Source organism: Paenibacillus azoreducens (assembly GCF_021654775.1).
GTDB lineage: Bacteria > Bacillota > Bacilli > Paenibacillales > Paenibacillaceae > Paenibacillus_AQ > Paenibacillus_AQ azoreducens.
The window spans coordinates 5,830,635-5,849,185 of the sequence record NZ_AP025343.1 but is presented as its reverse complement, the minus strand read 5'-3'; the positions used below and the strand labels follow the sequence as shown (position 1 = coordinate 5,849,185).

17 protein-coding genes are annotated in these 18,551 nt (G+C 48.4%); all 17 read left to right on the top strand.

Going from position 1 to position 18,551, the window contains the following annotated elements; translation table 11 throughout:
- Window positions 1-51 precede the first annotated feature (51 nt).
- The 17 genes from L6442_RS25905 (at window position 52) to L6442_RS25825 (ending at window position 18,537) form a co-directional block, all read left to right on the top strand.
- Window positions 52-483: a membrane-associated protease 1 gene (locus L6442_RS25905; protein ID WP_212977078.1), complete on the top strand. Its 432-nt coding sequence runs from the start codon at window positions 52-54 to the stop codon at window positions 481-483.
- Window positions 484-611: 128 nt separating this feature from the next.
- Window positions 612-1,067, top strand: coding sequence for a J domain-containing protein (locus L6442_RS25900; RefSeq protein ID WP_237100090.1), 456 nt, complete (start codon window positions 612-614; stop codon window positions 1,065-1,067).
- Window positions 1,068-1,134: 67 nt separating this feature from the next.
- Window positions 1,135-1,644: an FHA domain-containing protein gene (locus L6442_RS25895; protein ID WP_237100089.1), complete on the top strand. Its 510-nt coding sequence runs from the start codon at window positions 1,135-1,137 to the stop codon at window positions 1,642-1,644.
- A gap of 152 nt (window positions 1,645-1,796) precedes the next feature.
- Window positions 1,797-2,315, top strand: a complete 519-nt coding sequence (locus L6442_RS25890; RefSeq protein WP_212977076.1) for an FHA domain-containing protein — start codon at window positions 1,797-1,799, stop codon at window positions 2,313-2,315.
- Window positions 2,316-2,330: 15 nt separating this feature from the next.
- Window positions 2,331-3,230 (top strand): PP2C family protein-serine/threonine phosphatase, encoded by a 900-nt coding sequence (locus L6442_RS25885; RefSeq protein WP_212977075.1) that lies wholly within the window; start codon window positions 2,331-2,333, stop codon window positions 3,228-3,230.
- An 83-nt stretch (window positions 3,231-3,313) separates the two neighbouring features.
- Window positions 3,314-5,125, top strand: a complete 1,812-nt coding sequence (locus L6442_RS25880; RefSeq protein ID WP_237100088.1) for a serine/threonine protein phosphatase — start codon at window positions 3,314-3,316, stop codon at window positions 5,123-5,125.
- Window positions 5,122-6,408, top strand: a complete 1,287-nt coding sequence (locus L6442_RS25875; RefSeq protein ID WP_212977074.1) for a normocyte-binding protein — start codon at window positions 5,122-5,124, stop codon at window positions 6,406-6,408. Before L6442_RS25880 ends, L6442_RS25875 begins: the two co-directional genes overlap by 4 nt.
- On the top strand, window positions 6,399-7,100 hold the full coding sequence (locus tag L6442_RS25870; RefSeq protein ID WP_212977073.1) for an iron-dependent peroxidase: 702 nt from the start codon (window positions 6,399-6,401) through the stop codon (window positions 7,098-7,100). The genes L6442_RS25875 and L6442_RS25870 overlap by 10 nt, the downstream gene beginning before the upstream one ends.
- A gap of 69 nt (window positions 7,101-7,169) precedes the next feature.
- Window positions 7,170-9,824, top strand: a complete 2,655-nt coding sequence (locus L6442_RS25865; RefSeq protein WP_212977072.1) for an Hsp70 family protein — start codon at window positions 7,170-7,172, stop codon at window positions 9,822-9,824.
- A 26-nt stretch (window positions 9,825-9,850) separates the two neighbouring features.
- On the top strand, window positions 9,851-10,390 hold the full coding sequence (locus tag L6442_RS25860; RefSeq protein ID WP_212977071.1) for an RDD family protein: 540 nt from the start codon (window positions 9,851-9,853) through the stop codon (window positions 10,388-10,390).
- 186 nt (window positions 10,391-10,576) lie between these two features.
- Window positions 10,577-11,347 carry a DNA and RNA helicase gene (locus L6442_RS25855; protein ID WP_212977070.1) on the top strand — a complete coding sequence of 257 codons (771 nt, stop codon included), beginning with the start codon at window positions 10,577-10,579 and terminating at the stop codon, window positions 11,345-11,347.
- A 36-nt stretch (window positions 11,348-11,383) separates the two neighbouring features.
- A complete protein-coding gene (locus L6442_RS25850) occupies window positions 11,384-12,877 on the top strand; it encodes a type VI secretion system Vgr family protein (protein ID WP_212977069.1) in 1,494 nt (497 codons plus the stop codon).
- Window positions 12,878-12,892: 15 nt separating this feature from the next.
- Window positions 12,893-13,984: a pentapeptide repeat-containing protein gene (locus L6442_RS25845; protein WP_212977068.1), complete on the top strand. Its 1,092-nt coding sequence runs from the start codon at window positions 12,893-12,895 to the stop codon at window positions 13,982-13,984.
- A 16-nt stretch (window positions 13,985-14,000) separates the two neighbouring features.
- The gene (locus L6442_RS25840; protein ID WP_212977067.1) at window positions 14,001-14,519 is read left to right on the top strand and encodes a hypothetical protein; all 519 of its coding nucleotides are present in this window, start codon (window positions 14,001-14,003) and stop codon (window positions 14,517-14,519) included.
- Window positions 14,512-15,132, top strand: coding sequence for a hypothetical protein (locus L6442_RS25835; protein WP_212977066.1), 621 nt, complete (start codon window positions 14,512-14,514; stop codon window positions 15,130-15,132). Before L6442_RS25840 ends, L6442_RS25835 begins: the two co-directional genes overlap by 8 nt.
- Before the next feature lie 29 nt (window positions 15,133-15,161).
- Window positions 15,162-15,539, top strand: a complete 378-nt coding sequence (locus L6442_RS25830; protein ID WP_212977065.1) for a DUF4280 domain-containing protein — start codon at window positions 15,162-15,164, stop codon at window positions 15,537-15,539.
- Window positions 15,540-15,570: 31 nt separating this feature from the next.
- A complete protein-coding gene (locus L6442_RS25825; protein WP_212977064.1) occupies window positions 15,571-18,537 on the top strand; it encodes a hypothetical protein in 2,967 nt (988 codons plus the stop codon).
- Window positions 18,538-18,551 lie beyond the last annotated feature (14 nt).

Genomic DNA, 18,551 nt, shown 5'->3' with positions numbered 1-18,551 from the left:
TGATCACCGTGTCCGGGCCATTTTACACCTAATTTTAAGGAGGATGCATTTATGGGATTCAGATTGAAAGTAGAAGGAGCAGAAACAATTGAACTTGGTTTGGACAACATCCAAAAGGTCGTTTATGACACCGATACGCCGGATGATTCCAATGCCAGATCCACCGATGTAGGATCCACGCTGAGAATTATCGGAAAGATCATTACCGCTACCGATGGCGACAAGGCTGACGACACGCTGAAACTGGCACTGTGGTCCCTCGTTCCTGCCGAAAAGGCAGATTGCTACCGCAAGCTGACGCTGGAAGTGATCGCAGCCAATCAAGTGGTTCGCGAGGTCGTATTCCCGAATGCCTTTGTGGTCGATTACAAAGAAACGTTCGGAGACACCGAAGGCGTAGGCCAATTCGAGCTTTACGTCAAGCAAAAAAGAGACAAAACCGAGCTGGCCAAGCTCAATGGCGGATATCCTGCCAACGACTAATACGTTATACGATCTACCTCTATACGTGGTACACGGTGATCTCAAGAGGCTATCAGCCTCTTGGGATTTCCCGTACTTTATGCAGGCCCGTGCGGTCTTCAGAAGCAGATCCGGGTGAAAGCGGGGAAATGAAAGTGACGGATTATTACGAGGTTCTCGGAGTAACACGCCAGGCGGCGGGAAACGAGATCAGACAAGCATATCGCAAATTGGCCAAACGTTTCCATCCTGACGTGAATCCCGGAAATCCGGATGCGGCACGAAGATTCAAGCAAATCGTTGAAGCGTACGAAACGCTTAGTGACGAGGTTAAACGAGCTGCTTATGACGAGCGGCTGGCTCAGGGGAGCGAAACTGCAAGAGAGCCGAAGAAAGATCCGGCAAAGCGGTCCGGCAGAGGAACGAAAGCGGCACAAGGAAGTCATTTTGATCCTGCCCGGGTGCAAGAGCAGTTTGCACAATTTTTTGGCATGACGCCCAAGGGGCAAACCGATACGAAAAGCAAGCAAAAGGGCGCAAAGGAGCGAAATCCTTTGGATACGTCCGAGCTGTTCGAACAATTTTTCGGGTACCGCAAGAAATAAAGAGGCATTTTAACAACTGATGGGGGTAGCGGATGTGAAAACGGAGAAATCCGGAAGGATTATAATAATGGATCTGTTGATCTACGGGTTATTGATCGGTACGGTGATTTATGCCCTTCTCCGCCCTTTTCATTACATTTTGCAAATGTCCATCGTCGCGGCAGCAGCTGCGATGGCATGCGTGCTGATATGGACCGGGGACCGCAGTCCGGGTTACAAGAACCGGAAGGAAAAGATGCCTATTGCCAAGATCGTCCTGCTGGATGATGACGGAGAACGCGTGAAGGAATGGTTCGTGAAGGGCGAAATTGCGGTCCTGATTGGAAAAAGCACAAGCCAAGGCGAGGTTGACATAGATTTATCGGACTGCGAATATGCGTCGCTGATCAGTCCGGAACACGCGGTTCTGAATCGCGTCGGTGACGAATGGTATATCGAGGATGCGGATTCGCACAGCGGCACAGGCATTCGCAAGGCGGGCCGCAGCGATTCCAGCCGGCTTGTCGTTGAAGAGCCGCAGCGGCTCGGCGCGGGAGACATGATTTTTATTGCCAACACCAGGCTGCTGGTCAAATAAGGGGATTTGCCAAAACGGATTGAATTAGGCGCGATCAAGAAAATAATAGATCATTCGATTTGCCGCAAGTAACCTGACGATGGGCGGTTTTCGTGCAAATCTGATTCACTATTTTTTTGATCGCGCCTACATAATGGGGGAATGAGTTGGAGATGAGCTTGACGAGATGCCTGAATGGACACATGTTCAGTACGAGAAAGCATGGCAGCACCTGTCCATACTGCAATACGACGCTGGAAAAACCCGCGCGCAGCGAGGCGGCAAGACCCCAAGCGGCTGCGGACGTGGACGAAAAAACGATGCCTTATCTGGGAGAAACAACAGGCATTCAGCCGGTAACCGGTTGGCTGGTTTGCGTCGAAGGGCCGCAAATGGGCCAGGATTACCGCATTATGGCCGAGAAAAATTTTATCGGCCGCGCCGAGGAAATGCATATCCGGATTATTGGGGATAATGGGGTTTCGCGGCGAAATCATGCGGTGATCGTCTATGATCCGAAAAAACGAAATTTTTATTTGCTGCCAGGGGATGCCTCGGGCCTGGCATATCATAACAACGAAGCGGTGTATTCTCCGGTCGAGCTGAACGCCTATGATTTGATTCAACTGGGACGCAGCAAATTCGTATTTGTTCCGCTGTGCGGACCTCACTTCGAGTGGGATAACGGTTAAGACAGGATGATGGGGATGGGAAATTGGGATTTTATTGACAAATACGGCGTGCTGATAGCAGCTGCTCTTCTGGTCGCTGTATTGTTCGGGGTCCGGCTGAAGCTGCAAACAAGCCCTACTCGGCTTCCGGCAGAGGATTGGAGCGCGGAAGACGATGAATACGGGTACCGGCCTCAGCCAATCCCTGACGTTCAAATCGGGAATGCACAAACCATCGGCCGAAGGCAGGAGCAGGACGATTATTTTGCGAGCGCGGCAACCCGGGTCGGGACTATGGCGGTGATTGCCGACGGAATCAGCGGATTAAAGAATGGCCGCATGTCCAGCACGCTGGCGGTGACGACGTTTTCCCGCGAGTTTCTGAAGGTGGAGGATCCGCGGGAGATTCCTGAATATTTTCACAATGCGGCGCTTGTCAGCAACCGGGCGATTCTTGAGCAGCTTGGGGGCGAAAATGGAGGAACGACCCTGGTCGTCGCCGTCATTTGCGGCAGGAGACTTCACTGGGGAGCGGTAGGGGACAGCATGCTCATTCTGTTCCGGAATGGGGAACTGATGCCGGTGAATTCCAAGCATACGCTGGAAACGGTGCTGGAGGAACGCTACCTTTCAGGCGAGATCAGCAAAGAGGACGCCCTGCAAAATCCGATGCGCAATCAACTGATCAACTATTTGGGATACGGCGGCTTCAAAAGCATGGAAGCTGGCGAGCCGGTTTATTTGGAGCCAGGGGACATCGTCATTTTATGCAGCGACGGCGTGGTGGATGCACTGACGGAAGTGGAGCTGGAAGAGATTTTGAGATTGAAGCTGCCGCCGCAGGAGACCGCCGAAAGAATCATCGAAGGCGTTGAGCAAAAGAGCTTTAAGAATCAGGATAATGCCACCGTGATGATTTTGGAGAAACGGGAATAGGATGAAAAGCTTGCGGGGCAGCGGCAAGAGGTTGGTTCAGAACATGAATACACGCAGCAGGAAACGGGGAAACGGAGGAAGGCATGAGGAAGGAGAACAGCGATTTTCAGACGGCTTTTGTCTCCGAAGCGGGTTCGTTTGTCGACAACAGGGATTATTTTGCCTTCGTTGAGTTGGATGACATGGCTTGTTACGTCATTGCGGACGGCCTGGATCAGGACAGGGAAATGCACAGCGCCGAAATGGCAGTCAGCGCGATTCTGGAAAGCTTCATGGAGAAACCTTCACTGTCCAAAAGGAGCATCCGGCAGTATTTGCAGACCGCCCATGAATGGCTAAAATTCGAGAGCCGGCGCGTCCGGCTGAAAGCGAGCGTGCTTGTGATCGTGACGAACTACACCAAGATGGTGTGGGCGTCGTGCGGCAATGCGCGGCTATACCATTTTCGCGGCGGGCGGCTGAATTTAAGGTCGAAGGATCAGAGTCTGTCCCAGCTGCTGTTGGAAAATGGAAGGCTGTCCGAAGACCGGATATCAAACCATGAAGAGCGGGGCAATCTGCTGAATTACATGGGAAAGCCGGAGCATTTCGATCCGTTTATTTCGGATAAAACGCCGCTTTCCGACGGAGACGTGCTTCTGCTTTGCACGCCGGGCATTTGGGAGCAGGTGGAGCTGCCGGAAATGCTGGATGCGCTCACAGAATCCAGTGATCCGGCAAGCCTGACCGATACGCTGGAGGAGATTGTGCTCAGCAAGCAGCGGCAGACGGTGAACAATTATACCGCTGCGGCAGTGTACGCCAACAAGACCTTTGCAGAGAAGCCGAAAAACCGCAAGAAGTGGATCCTCCGTATTGCCGTGATCACGTTGTCGCTTCTGCTTGCCGGAGGCGGCGTTTGGTATATGAAAGCCAAGCAGGCGCAGGCACTGGCCCAAACAGCGATGCAGATGGCCGAATATGAGCAAAACGGCGACGAATACGCATCCGCCGGCGACTATGCGAAGGCGCTCAAAGCCTACAGCGAAGCGAAAAATGCGGCCAGCAAGCTGAAGGACAAGCTGCATTTTCAGCTTCTTCGCGGCAAGCAGCAAGTGGCGCAGGCGGTCACCGACGGGGACGGTTATGTGAAGGATGGCAGTTATGATATGGCGGTCAACAGCTATACGAAAGCGCTTAAGGATGCGGGTAAATACAAGCCGTTCAAGCCGGAGGACATCCAGGCGAAAATCGACCGCAGCGGCAAAATCGCCGAGCTGGCCGAAGTCATCAAGGACGGGGACAAAAAGCTTCAGGCTCAGGACTACAGCGGCGCGCTCAAAACTTACGAAAAAGCGAAAAATGCGGCGATCGAAGCCAATTACGAAAGCGGGCAAAAGAATATCGAAACGAAAATAGCCGAAACCCGGGAGAAGATCGATGGCATTCAGCGGGAAACGAAGACGCTGCAGGCGGATAACCTCGAGAAAAAAGGCGACCGGAGCATGGCCGCGATGGATTATGCCGGTGCGATTGAGGCATACAGCCTGGCGCAGGAAATCTATCAGGAGATCGACAAGTTGGAACGGGTGCTGGCGATGGAGCGGAAAATTTCCAAAGCGGACGAAAAACTGCATCCGGCCGTGCCTGCCGCGGATACCGGAGACGGGCTAACTGCCGGGTTCGGCGGCGCCGGTTATGATTCGTCCGCCGCGAACGGCTGGGGAAACATGGAGCCTGAACCTGAGGTTCCAGAGGAGCGGGTTACGCCGCCTGCGAAAGGTACCGCCAAATCCTCTGCGCCATCCAAAGCGGAAAATAAAGCGGCTTCCGCGCCTGCCGATAAGGCTGAGGGCAACCCGCCGGATGCATCCGGGGAAAAGGAAGCGGAAACGGAAGGGGGAGCTTCTTCATGAAGGAACTCATCATGGACCGGCTGAGCAAGATGGAGGATTTGCAGCAGCGGCGGCTGCTGCGGAACCTGATGAGCGGCGTGTTTCTGAACCTGGTGGAATATCAGGAGGAGCTGAACCGCCAGCTGGAGCGGCGGGTATTCGAGGAAGTGGGCATTCACGATACCAAACATGATATCTACGTTTCCATGTGCAGACGGGAAGAGTGGGACCCTTTGCATGATTATTTGTATCCAATGAATCCCGCGGATACGGAGCCGGACCGAATCGATCTTGGAGAAATCATGCAGAACCTCAAGGATGGCGGCGAAGTCCGGCTGTTTTCGTTGTTTCTGGAATGCAGCTATCCACTGATTCAAGAGCTTCTTTATAGCGGCAGAAAATTCCGGGGCAGCCTGAAGACAAGCCGGGGCCAGTATGGAATCGAGGTCAAGCTGGTGAAGGATATGACCTACATCAAAGAAATCGAAAAGCTGTATCATGTATTTCTGAATAACGGCCTGCCTTGGAAAACGGTGAATCATCCTTATGCCTACAAATTCGTTAAAGCGGTGCTGAACCGGATCGACGGGGAGCTTGCGGAGGACGAGGAGGTGCTGGAAATATCGGTGCATCTGGAGGAATACGAGCCTTACAAAAGAACCGATCTCGTTCCGCTATGGAATATTTACCGTCTGGAACTGAAAACAGGAGGTTTTCCGGTGCCGGCGGCAGACCGCGTCAACTATGAGCATGTGCTGCCGCTGCTCAAAACCGGACTTCAGCACGGTTACCTGGTTGAGGTCAATGATGACAGCATCCGTTACATCAAACGTTCCGCGGAAGAGATTACGGTCGTTTCGCCGCGTGAAAAGTCGGATACTTGGCAGGTGCTCAAAGTAGCCAGTCCCTTTAATTCCGGAATGAGCAGGCCCGGTTATCCACTGATGTCCAACCGGCAGAAGGAAGATTTTATCAGCAGGTACGGTCATCAGCAGGGGCAAATCGTTCGCTCCAAAGGCGAAATCGTCCGGATCGTTCATTCTTTTGCCGTCTCGGAGGGGCTTGCGCTGGCGGATGTGGAAATTCGCCCTGCGGACGGCAGCCGGGCCATCACCTACGAGCTCAACCGTTTCATTACAGATGAGGTCCGGGTGGATAACGGGAAATGGAGAATGTGCCTGAAATTCAAGCGGACGGATGGGGATTCGCTGCCGGATTATTTGGCTGAAGATTTGCTCAGCTTCCTCGTTTCCCAGGTGCAGATGTCGTTTCCGGAATATCGCTGCGAAGGAGAATGGGCTTGAATTACATATGGGATTTGCTTGTGCAGGCGCAGGAAGCCGGCATCGGCAAACGGAACATTACGTTTCTGCCGGCGAAGGTGTATTCGCCGTATATGGAGCTTAGTCTCAACGAGCTGAATGCAGCCAAAGGACAGCATGACGTCGAGGTGGAGATCAATCCGCATTACCGGTTTCCCGATATGTTCCGCGATCTGCTTGACATCAATCTGACGGAAGACGAAGAGTTCCGGTTGGCATTGTTCGATATTCTCATTCATTTTTTGGCGGAACTGGATCTGATGCAGGGTATGAACAAACGCGAGTTTTATATCCGTTTCGTGCTGCGGGATCTGGAAGCCGGGGCGTTCGGCAGCCGGGTGAAGGAACTGATCGGCCTGTTTGATCCGGAAGAACGGGAACTGATCGTTTGCGCCATTTTGCGGATGTATGATACGGGGGAAACGCTGAATCTTCTGCGCAGCACGGTCAGCCGGATCTTCAAACATTCGACGATTTACGTCAACAACGAGGACAAGGACGAAATGCTGTTTTACATCGGGCAAAAGCAAACGGAGCTGGCGAGCCGGAAGCTGGAGCTGCTGATGGAACTGTTTCTGCCGGTCCGCTACCGGACCGAGGTGTATTGGGATTGCCATGTCGGCATTATCGATGCCGATGAAACGATGGTTCTGGACCGGATCGCGATGTATTAGTGCGTGTTCAAGGTTGGATGAAGCTACCTCTATTAAGACGCCCTGAGGATGGGGAGGAGAATGTGAAACATGAGGGGATTTAAACTGTATACCGATTCCACCGGTCAGGAGCGGGTGCGCGGGAAGGCGCGTTATACGCGGGACGAGCTGCATGAAATGACCACTTTTCAGCTGCGGAACATCTGCTACAGGGAACGCTTGGTCGAAGGTTTAAGCCGTCATCTGGACCGTGATGAGATGATCCGCGTCATCCTGAAATATTTGGGAGCGGACGAGCGGATGTTCATCGGGCGTTACTGTGAAGGCGGATTTGAGCGGGTGGGCGGCATTTTGCGCAAATATTTTCAAGCGCCGCTGGGAGGGGACGGCGGCATTAGCGTTCCGGCCCGCATCGTCATATATCCCGGCATTGCCGTGGACAAGGCGGACGGGTACAGGGTGCAAGCGCCGGCCGGATTCGCGGAAGGCAACGTGCTGTTGGTCAATGACCGGATGGAGCTGTGCGGCATTCTCAATGTATGCAAGGACGGAACCGCGGCGGCTGCAGGCGGCTATTACCTGGCGGCGCATCACAGCGGAGAGTGGAAACGGACGAACAACAGGCAGTACAGCCTGCTTTTCCTCCGCAAACGGGACTCGGAATACGTGTTCAAAACCTATTATCAGGAGCAGGCTTTGCCGCCCATACATATTCAGTATTACAAAATTCCGCTGGCCGATCTGGATATTCGCGAGCTGCAGGAGACGGATGCCGTGCTGGCGATCGACTTTGGCACATCGAACACGACGGCAGGGGCTTTTTTGCATCCCGGATATGCCGAGTCCCCGAGCAGTCTGGATGTTCTGAACGGGCAGATCCGGACGAATGAAATCAATTTCGTGAAGTTTCCGGACCCGTCCTACCAAATGCCTGAATGGACTGAAGCACTGCCGACCGCCGTCAGCGTAGCGGATTGCTCCGATCCTTCCGCCGTCAGCTATCAATTCGGATACGAGGCCTTGCTCCAAATCCGGCGCAGCAGCTACAGTAGCCGGGCGACCGTCTTTCAGGGGCTGAAACGGTGGGTGAGCGACTTCAGGAAACAGGTCGAGGTCATGGACAGTGAAGGGAATACTGCGACGGTGTCCCGGAGCGAGGTGCTTCGCGCCTATATCAAGTACGTGATCATGCTGGCCGAGCACCAGTTCAAATGCAAGTTCAAAAACCTGTATTTTACAAGTCCGGTGAAGATGAAAGCTCCATTCCTCGATATGTTTACGGAGCTGCTGCCCGAATACCGGATCGAGCAGGAAGACGCCCTGGACGAAGGGATGGCGGTATTGTACAACACGATTGCGGACGGGATCGAGCGAAGCAGCTTCATGGAAGGCATCGATTATAAAGCGCTGGTCATCGATTGCGGGGGAGGGACGACGGACTTGTCCTCCTGCCGGTTCCGGATCGAAGACGGACATATGTCGTACCGGATTGCGCTTGATGCGACTTATGAAAATGGGGACACCCATTTTGGCGGCAACAATATTACATACCGGATCATGCAGTTTATGAAAATCATGTTCGCCGATTATTACACGGGCGGCAGGCATCAAGTCACCGATATCGATGACCTGATCGACATCCCGGGCAATGATCTGTTTCGTGAAGTGGACGAGCAGGGCGTAGAAGCAGTCTACGCCGAGTTGGAGCGCCGTTACCGGGAGGCGGAACACGTCATTCCAACGGCTTTTGCCCATTACGAGAACCGTTCCCGGGACGAATATTTGCGGGTGCGCAGCAATTTTTATTTTTTATGGGAAATCGCCGAAGGGATGAAAGAGCAATTTTTCCGGAAAACCGGGATATTGCGGAATCGCTTCCACACCGAGCAAGGCGGGGGAGCGGATAACGATCTGCAGATCACGCCGATGGAACGCTGGTTTCTGTCCGTTTCGCGCGGCGGGGTCCTGAAGGATGAATACGAAATTCCCGATGTCGTTTTTAATATCAAGGAAATTACGCAGCTCATCAAAGCGGATATTTACGAGGTCGTCCGCAAATTCCTGGACGGCTTTTACCAAAGCGGCGTGCTGGGGGAATATTCGATCATCAAGCTGACCGGTCAGTCCTGCAGGATCGATGTGTTCCGGGAGGCGCTGAAGGAATTTGTGCCGGGACGCAGCATCGAATTCCGGCAGAAGCCGATGGAAGGCCGGGTGCCGGAGCTGAAGCTCGCCTGCCTGCGCGGGGCGATCCGTTATCTGAATGCCCGGAAATCGGGCATGATCGAGACGAGCATAACGAAACAGGCGGCGGCCATTCCGTATACGGTCAGCTCGCATACCCACGACCGTCGGGAACTGGAGCTGATCAGCAGCCTGGAGCGGAGCAACCGGGTGCTGGGCTTCATCTCGCGGCCGTTTCAGACGCGGGAGGTCGAGTTCCTCTTACGCGGCAGCGATGGGGCCCTGCGCCAGAGTTACGTGTATCATAACCGGACCGATCATTACAAGCCGGTGCAATACGTCGATATCCAGGAGGTTTACGGGGATAAAATCCCGCAGGACGACACCGACTCCATCGTCAACGGGGAAACGAAATATTTTGTATTTGCGGACGACAACCATTGGGGGTTTCACGTTCTGCCAATCGCGCGTCAGGATGAGGGTCTTCTGTTAGGCCGGAAAGCGCTGTTCCCGTTCGAAAGCGACCGGTCGGAGCTGGATTTTTTTGATGGGACGAGGTAAGGCAGAGGAAAAGAGAGGGAGAAAAATTGTACGCAAGTTTCTGGAAACGCCTTTTGGCATATTGTCTTGACTTGATTGTGGTTTGGCTCATTTTTTTCGTGCTGGAATCCGTTTTTTATCGTATCCGCGGGATTTATGCTCAATATCTTTTGAACCAAGGTGCAAGTATAGAAGATTTGAACCATGTCATTTATTTTGATATATCCAAAAATGTGGCGCTAATACTGATTCTAATCATCTGCTGGCTATATTTCGCTTTGATGGAATCGTCCGGAAGACAAGCTACATGGGGCAAAAAGTGGGTAGGCCTGATCGTGGTAAACGAAAGGTACGAAAGGCTCCGTTTTGGCAAGGCGAGCAAAAGATTTTGGAGCAAGATGCTTTCGAGCCTGATCCTATGCATGGGATATATCATGGTGTTTTTCACTCCATACAGGCAGTCGCTGCATGATAAGATCGCCAAGACCTATGTGGTGAATCCAAAGCAGTTACAAGAGTATCTGGCCGCCAGGGATGCGAGTTTGGATGCAGGAATGCAAAGTATCAAGGCTGTTAAGGCGCTGTAAACCCGCCTCTTCACGATATCATTGCGAAAACTTATGTAGTAGATAAAAGGGTGCTTGATATGAGTAAAGCGCAGTATCAGCAATATCCGCCATACCCGGAACATCTCCAGTACCCGGAGTATCCGCCGCAGCCACAATAAGTACATTTGAATGGACTCCATAGGAATCTGGAAAGGAGGGATGCCATTGTTCACCCATATCGCACCGAAATTCAATAAGGGCCGGATCTTAAAAACAGCGATGCTGGAAAATTTGCGGGATTTCCCGCGTGAATTTACCGACATCTACTACCAAGATTACACAGACGGCATCGTGACTGGGGCAGCCATTTCGGTTGGGCCTGATTCGCTGACGGTTGCACCCGGGATCGTCAAGCACCAAGGCCGAATATACATCATGAAACAGCCGGCGGTTCTGTCGTATATGGCAACGGGGCGGGAGAGCGTGGTCAAAATCCGTTTTCAAGAGGGCCGGGAAGACAGCGATTGGTATGAGTTCCGAAGCGAGATTGTACTGGATCAACACCTGGAGACGCGCGCATCCGAATTGGAGCTATGCCGCTTCAAGCTAAAGGATGGCGCAAGACTGCGCCAGGACTATCAAAATTTCCAGGACATGGCCACGGAATACAACACCGTCAATGTGTTACATGTCTTCATCGCGTCCTTCGGCAAAAGCACCTTGTCCCCGGCGATCATGCGGCGTTTCGCCGAGGAAATGCTCGGAAAGGGGAGCGCAGATCCGCAGGACATGGTGTTCGCCATGATGTGCCTGAACGAGGGCACGGTCAGCCGGGACGTTATTTTGCATTATATCGCAAGACGTCTCAGCATTGCCTACAAAGATTACACCAATGTGGAAATACATAAGTATTTAGCCCGGATTCTCGAACAGGCCCGCGGCAGCAGCCGCATGGGGATGGGGCTGAGTGCGAGCCAGAGGATGATTGTGGATTAGAAATTAAACATGAATGAGTAACGGGAGGTTAAAGAAATGACTGCTACAATTAGTAACGCTGTAGGTAATATTCGGATTGCTCCCTATAAAATTATTCATTTGCAGCACATGAAAATAACGAAAGGTATAAATAAACATTCAACATTAACATTCTCAGCTATTATTTCAGACGAAAAAAAGGACAGTTATGTAAATCAAACCGATGCGGAAACTTCTATTAAGGTTGTCATTCAAGATGATGCCGGGAAGACGGAGCATTGTTTGTTTACCGGGCTAGTCAGTAAAGTAAGAGTCAATACCGTACGTGGCGTCTACTATCTACATGTCGAAGCTATTTCCCATTCGTATCTTCTTGATATTAAGCTGAAAAAGCGTTCTTTTCAGAATCCCAACATTTCATATAGTTCTTTGATCAAAGAAGTCATTTCTTCATATAAAAATGCAGATATGATCGATGCGGCAACAGCGCATAAGAAGACAAATACACTGATTATGCAGTATGAGGAAACAGACTGGCAATTTCTGAAACGAATGGCTTCCAGGTTTTATACAGCACTGGTTCCGGCAAACGGGTTTCATTTTCCTAAGATATATTTTGGTGTTCCTACCGGTCAAAACAAAGGTGAACTTTCTACCATCTATTATACGGTACGAAAAGATATGGAAGAGTATAAGAAGGCCGTTGATAACGGTGTTCCCGGTGTTAGTGACGCGGATTACACGATATATGAAGTACAATCGACTCAATTGCTTGAACCTGGTCATGAGGTAATGTTCAAGTCGCGTCCTTTGGTTGTAGCATCAGTTATTTCCGAAACTAGAAACGGTATCATTGAGCATCAATACAAGCTGTATCCACGAAAAGGATTGAGACAAAAGAAAATTCACAATGAAGCTATTATTGGCGCATCAATTCAGGGCAAGGTTATCCAGATTCGCAGGGATACCATTCGAGCCAAACTGGACATGGACGACCAATTGGATGCTAACTCCGACTATTGGTTTCCTTATTCAACTATTTATGCTTCTGAGGATAATACCGGATGGTATTGTATGCCCGAAATAGGCGACAGTATACGTATTTATTTTCCGAGTAAAAAAGAGGAAGAGGGGATCGCAATAAGCTCGGTTCCGCGGGAAATTCCCCCAAAACCAACGGCCTCAACCGCCGTCTCATCCCAACCGGCTGCAAGCCATTCCCAGAACCAGGCTAAAGCGAAAGCAGATAAAGACCCTAAAGAAGATCCCGACACTAAGACATTCTATACGAAATATGGAAAGCTCATCTCCTTGGGGCCAAGTTCCATCATTATAAAGTCGGGGAATATGTTTATCACGCTGGATGATGAAAAAGGAATAAATATCGTAAGCGACCAAAATATATCAATCACCGCTAATGGCAATATTGTATTGGGATCCAGCAATATTCTAATCTCCGCAAATACTGTAACTCTATCAGGCAAAGAAAACAGCATCCAATTAGAGGAGGAAAAGATTCTTATTGAAGGAACGGAAATCAAAATGAATTGAATTGGGTGAGTAAAGATGAATAGCGAACAGACCCGACAGGAGATCATTGATGAAATTTTAGAATCGGCTATGAACGATGCGTTTTCAATTTTAGAGGCAGAGTTTCATACACAAAAAGATCGGCTTATCCAAGATTTTATTCATTCCTTTCAGCAGATGTGCGTGAAAATCAAACAATTGCAAGAAAGGGGGAGAAAGGCTCCCATTGCTTATATTCATTATTCATTACTTCGTACCTCTATATTACAGCAAAAATATACTTATTTAATCGAGGCTTATTCTGAAGAGTGGTATGGCGATGAGAACGAGTGCTTTTCTTGGTATGATGCTTCGTGGTTTTATAAGTCGTTTGCTCCGCTTCAGAGTTTATTAGCACAGAAGTTAAAGAAATATTTCAGGCTGTTTCAGCCCGGTGATCGTGAGCGGATTATGTTAAAGTACATTCCTTACTACCATCAATTTGTCGTTGCGATAGCAAGATTAGCAATTTGCCAGGCAATGGAGCTGCCTGAGGCAAAGCATATCGCAAAGTCTGAGATTTTCCGGATACGAATTGGAGAGTTCAAAGATATAAGCGAGGACATTTATGTTTCCGATTCCCAAGCCAAAACTTTGCAGTATGTCAGGAAACTCCAGAGACAAGATATTCAATTGGCGTATGAGGATTTAACAGAACTTTCTTTACAGGGACAAAGTTTGGATCATACCGAAATGCGTTATGCCGATTTTAGGGGGGGACAGCTTACAAACTGTAAATTACGGGGATGTATTCTAATTGGTACACGGTGGAACGGCGCTATCCTATCCCAATCCGACTTTAGCCAGTCTCTTATTACGGATGCGGATTTTAGTCAATGTGACTTGCGTGAGACTTCATTCAGACATGCCAATGGAAAAGGGTTCCGCGAGGGGTTGTATCGTTCACCAGGGCTTCAGGGCATAAGATTCGCTGATGCAAATTTGGAAGGGGCGGACTTTAGAGGAGCCGAATTATTCTGCGCGGATTTTCAAGGCGCGAATCTTCGCGGCGCTATTTTTTCGGAAAGTGATGTAAACAAATATCAATTGAGCGAAGAACAATTGCAATCTATTGACACAGTTCTTTAAGAAAAGGGGCGGAAAGATGAGGGAATATTACCTGTTAAAAGATGATGATCGGATTATTTATAAAGTAGATCCCCAAAGACAAGACCTGCCAAAATCTTTTAACCAGCTCCCATCCGTTTCTGTTATCCCTGTTGATCAAACCTCTGAGGAGCAGTATTTTGACTGGCTTTCCAAACCATGGCCCATGATGTCGGATGAAATGAAAAATACTTTGGCCTTATATAATCCCCAAATGGAATACAAACAGATGGACCTGATTGATCGGCAAAATTACTTACAACACACATACTGGTCATTTTATGTACCTTCAGTGGATTGCTTGTCACCCGAAACTGAATTTTATCCGGACAGGAGCTTGAAGAATCTTATAGTTGATAGCCAGAAAATCAAGAAACATCATTTTTTTTCGATCCAGGGAATCCGGGAGCCTCTTTATCTGGTTAGTCTGGATGCGGCAGAAAGTCTACTGCGTAGAGAGTTGACGGGGTTCATACTTGAGAGCGTCAATCAAGCTGGAGGAAATGTGGATGAGTAATTATTACTGGGATCAACAAATAACAGGTTACCTTGTTCATCAACAGCGTGAACGTGAATTAAATGAAGGGCTAGACACCATCTCAGAATTGGACTGGAAAGAGATGGTGAGCAATGGCGAGGTATGTTACAAACACCACACGATTAAGTTAAAGAAACAACGATTGTTTGAAAATGCACTGGAAATTCCTTTACCAGTAGTTTTAGCGCCGGTGGCTAATGCCTTCCTTGAAAAAGGGAAAGATGACCGGATTCGAAATCAGTATCTTTTTATGAATGATACCGGGGAGATATCATGCGGAATCCATTTAGGAGAGTCTATTGAAGCTGGGATAGACCTTGAAATGTTAAAAGATTGCATGTTGATTGAGAGCAAATTTAGAAAACCGGAGATTAAGCTGTTCGAATTAGAAAGCGAGTCTATTAAGCTAAGGGGCTTTGAAACTTATGATTGTTTAATTCAAACGGAAAATGGACAGTTTTATCAGTTCGTTTTTTTAACCGTGTGCAGGGATAGATTGCTGCATGGTTCCTTTCAGTTTAAAGCGGAACAAGCCGACATCTGGAGACCGATGTCTGCCGCAATTATTCAAACAATAATCTTTTTTGAATGATAAGTCAGTGAGAATGAGGGGATGCTTTCATGTCATTAGGTTCGATTATTAGTTTAATAGCTGCAGGGTTGTTAGCGGAAGGAGACACTTATGTTGTACGAGGAGCGGAATTGACTTGCAGTGAGGGATCTCTTCCTTCCAGTTTGAACTTGCCTCAGTCTCATGGTGTATATATCAAGGGCAAACCCGTAATGAACGTCGCTGATTGTGTGGTTGAAAAAAATATTGGGTTATTTGGTTTCTGTAAAAAAACGGACGAGGTCTGCCAGCCGGAATTATGCGGACGTTGGTCTCATGGAAAAACGGATTTGTCGATCGATGATGAGCCAGCTTTATTAGACCGTGCTACGCTGACATGTGCATTGGGAGGTAAGATTACGATCACCAAAAACGGGGGGCAAGACTAGTGTTGGAATTTATGAGGGGAGGGAAGGCACGATGGCACAGCAGACTCAAAAATACGTAACAAATGAGACGCTTCAGGTGGTTTGGTCCTATGGAGCGGTTCGTATTGAATCTCTCGAAATTACACACCAGATCGGAGAACATGCGAGAGTACGACTTATCGGCAGAGTATCTGCAGATGCAGAGGATCGGATTTTAATGAATTCCGGGCTTCATGATTATCTTGAAATCTATGATTCTTCTGTGAATGGGAAGCTTAAGCCACTATTTCTTGGACAAATTTTGCAAATTTCGTTTCAGGTTATGCATGGGGAACATCGGGTTACAGTCGAGGCGGTCTCACATACCTATGACATGGATACGCAGAAGAAAAAAAGAAGCTTCCAGCATGTAAACCAGCGGTATATCGAGATATTTAATCATGTGGTTTGCATGTATCCGAAGAGTGACTTTATTGATCACACGTTTCGTGACAAACAAACGGGCAAGTTTATTATGCAGTATGAAGAGACAGACTGGTCCTTTTTGAAGAGACTCGCATCCCATGGAAAGGCCCCTCTTATTCCGGATATTACATCACATAACCCCCGTTTCTGGATTGGTATTCCTGAAGGGAGAAACCAGATCGAATTGAAAGAAGATCACCCGCTTATGGCGACGAGACGAATTCAAGCCTATCAGTATAGTGCTTCCAGTGAACATGTTAAGAAAACCCGAGGAAACGCGACGATCTATTCCTTTGAGTGGGCGGGATTGTTGGATATCGGGGATGAAGTGATTATAGGAACTCACACCTGTGTAATAGCAAAAAGAAAAGCTGAGATGAAACATGGACGGCTAATATGGTCATATGAATGCGGCCCACGTGAAGGTTATACATATGGGAAAATACATAATAATGTCATCATTGGGGCGGCCATAAACGGTAAAATTATTGGGGTTAGTCGGCAACAGGTCAAAGTACATTTAGATATGGATAATGATCAAAAACCTGATACCGCACAATGGTTTCCATATGCTGCCGAAGGGAATCAAGTGTGGCACATGATGCCGGAAATCGGCAGTAAAGTGAAATTATATTTTCCAAGTCCGGATGAGGATGAGGCCACTGTTATTCAATCGGTAAGGCATGAACCGGGAGCGAATTACGCGGAAAAACAGCAGCAAAAGATGGCTGATCCGGGTGTGAAGACCTTCGGTAATCCACATGGAAAGGAATTTACTTTAGGAGACAAAGAACTAAACATTACAGGAATAGACAAGCAGTTGTACATTGGAATGAACAGTTACACCGGGATCAATTTTGCTGGAAGTCAACAACTCAGTATATTAGCATCAGGCAGCATTGAATTAAGCGGAGATCACATAGAGATAAATGCAAAAGAGAGCTTGTCCTTAGAAAGCATTGTTGATACATTGGAAGCAGATGAAGGCACAGCGCCAAGTACGCAGAAAGAGGTAAAAGGATCGCTGGGGTTGGAAGAAGAAGTGAATTCCAAGAGCGATTTAATTGAGTTTTCCGCTACCGGGGAAAGAGAAAATTTCGAGCCAATCTTAAGTGAGTTTGAGCAGAAGGTGAAGGAGCACGGTAGGGATTGGGTTAAATTTCAAAAGATCCAGGAAAGCGAAGCTGCTAGGAATGAAGGACGAATCGATTCGTACAAAGATACAGCAAAAGGGCTCTGGAACTTTGTTGTCGATGTAGGAGATATGGCGTTAACAACAGTACATCAACTTACTTCGCCACTTCGATTACAGAGTTGGGATGAAGCCGGAAAGGATGTACAAGGACTTTATTCAAGTGTAAGCGGAAAAGAAGTAGCCCCACTGATGGAACGCAATGAGACGCTAAAGGGCGTAGTATCAGGAATCAGCTATACATGGGATTTGATAACCTTCCAGAAATCAACGGATGAGATTGGGCAAGATGTAAAACAAGCATTGAAATCGGCCAAGGAAGGCATAGTCGATCCAGTAGTGACAAGCTTTAAGGCGCCCTCAACGAGTCTCCTTACAACGACAAAAGAAGAAAACTATAATATGGGTTATGCAACGGGTCAAACGGATGTTTTAGTTGTAGATGCAGCATTGACTGTTATGACGGATGGAGCGGCGCTGGCGAGCAAGGCTCGAAATCTGGGAACGGGAATTAAAAATTTCATCAAAGACCCGAAAAAAAGCGTAATGGGCTTCCTAAAACCTGGAGGAAAGAAAGGGATACTTGGGAAGAGCGGTGCCGTAGGGGATGGACGATTCAAAACGAGAGGTTCCCTATTAGAAAAAACGATCGATTCTCTTGATACAGCAGCCAAAAAGATGAACCGATCCATGATGGAGAAAGCGCCCTTTCATATCTTGATTAAACAAACAACCAATGGAATAAATTCACTAGAAATCGTTAAGAATGAGAAATCGAGGTTCTTTTCCAAGGGCGGGGAGGGATCTAGTGGGAAGAAGGGAAAGAATGAGGGGACGGGTAAACCAAATTTATCAAGCGGTGATTTAGGAGAACTATTAGGTAGTGGGGGGAATAAGAATGTGTACGCCTATGGGGAGGATAAAGCTGTAGGGGTTCTAAAAGACGGTAAGCCACAAAAGCTAATTACAGAAGAGTTGGGTTTGTTGAACAAACTTGATGAGCTAGGATTACCGACAGTAAATGGACGCTCAATTTTTGTTGATGGAAAAGATGCCCTTATGTTTGACAGGTTTGCACAAGGTTCCAAAGATATAGTAAAATTACATGATGGTAAGGTGCAAATAGTTGGAGAATCATCATTATTGAATCAACGAAGTATTGAGGATTTAACTGCTATAAGAAAAATAATGGTTGAAAAGAAGATCAAGATTAATGATTTGCAGTTTCTAATTGGAAAAGATGGAAGAGTAGTAGTTGCTGATCCCCTAAACGTAGAAGTAGGTAAAAAAGTAAAACCATCAAAAAATAATCTAAGAATGATTGATTTGCTTATAGAATCCGCCAGGAAAAATTCAAAATAACGTATTGAATTTAG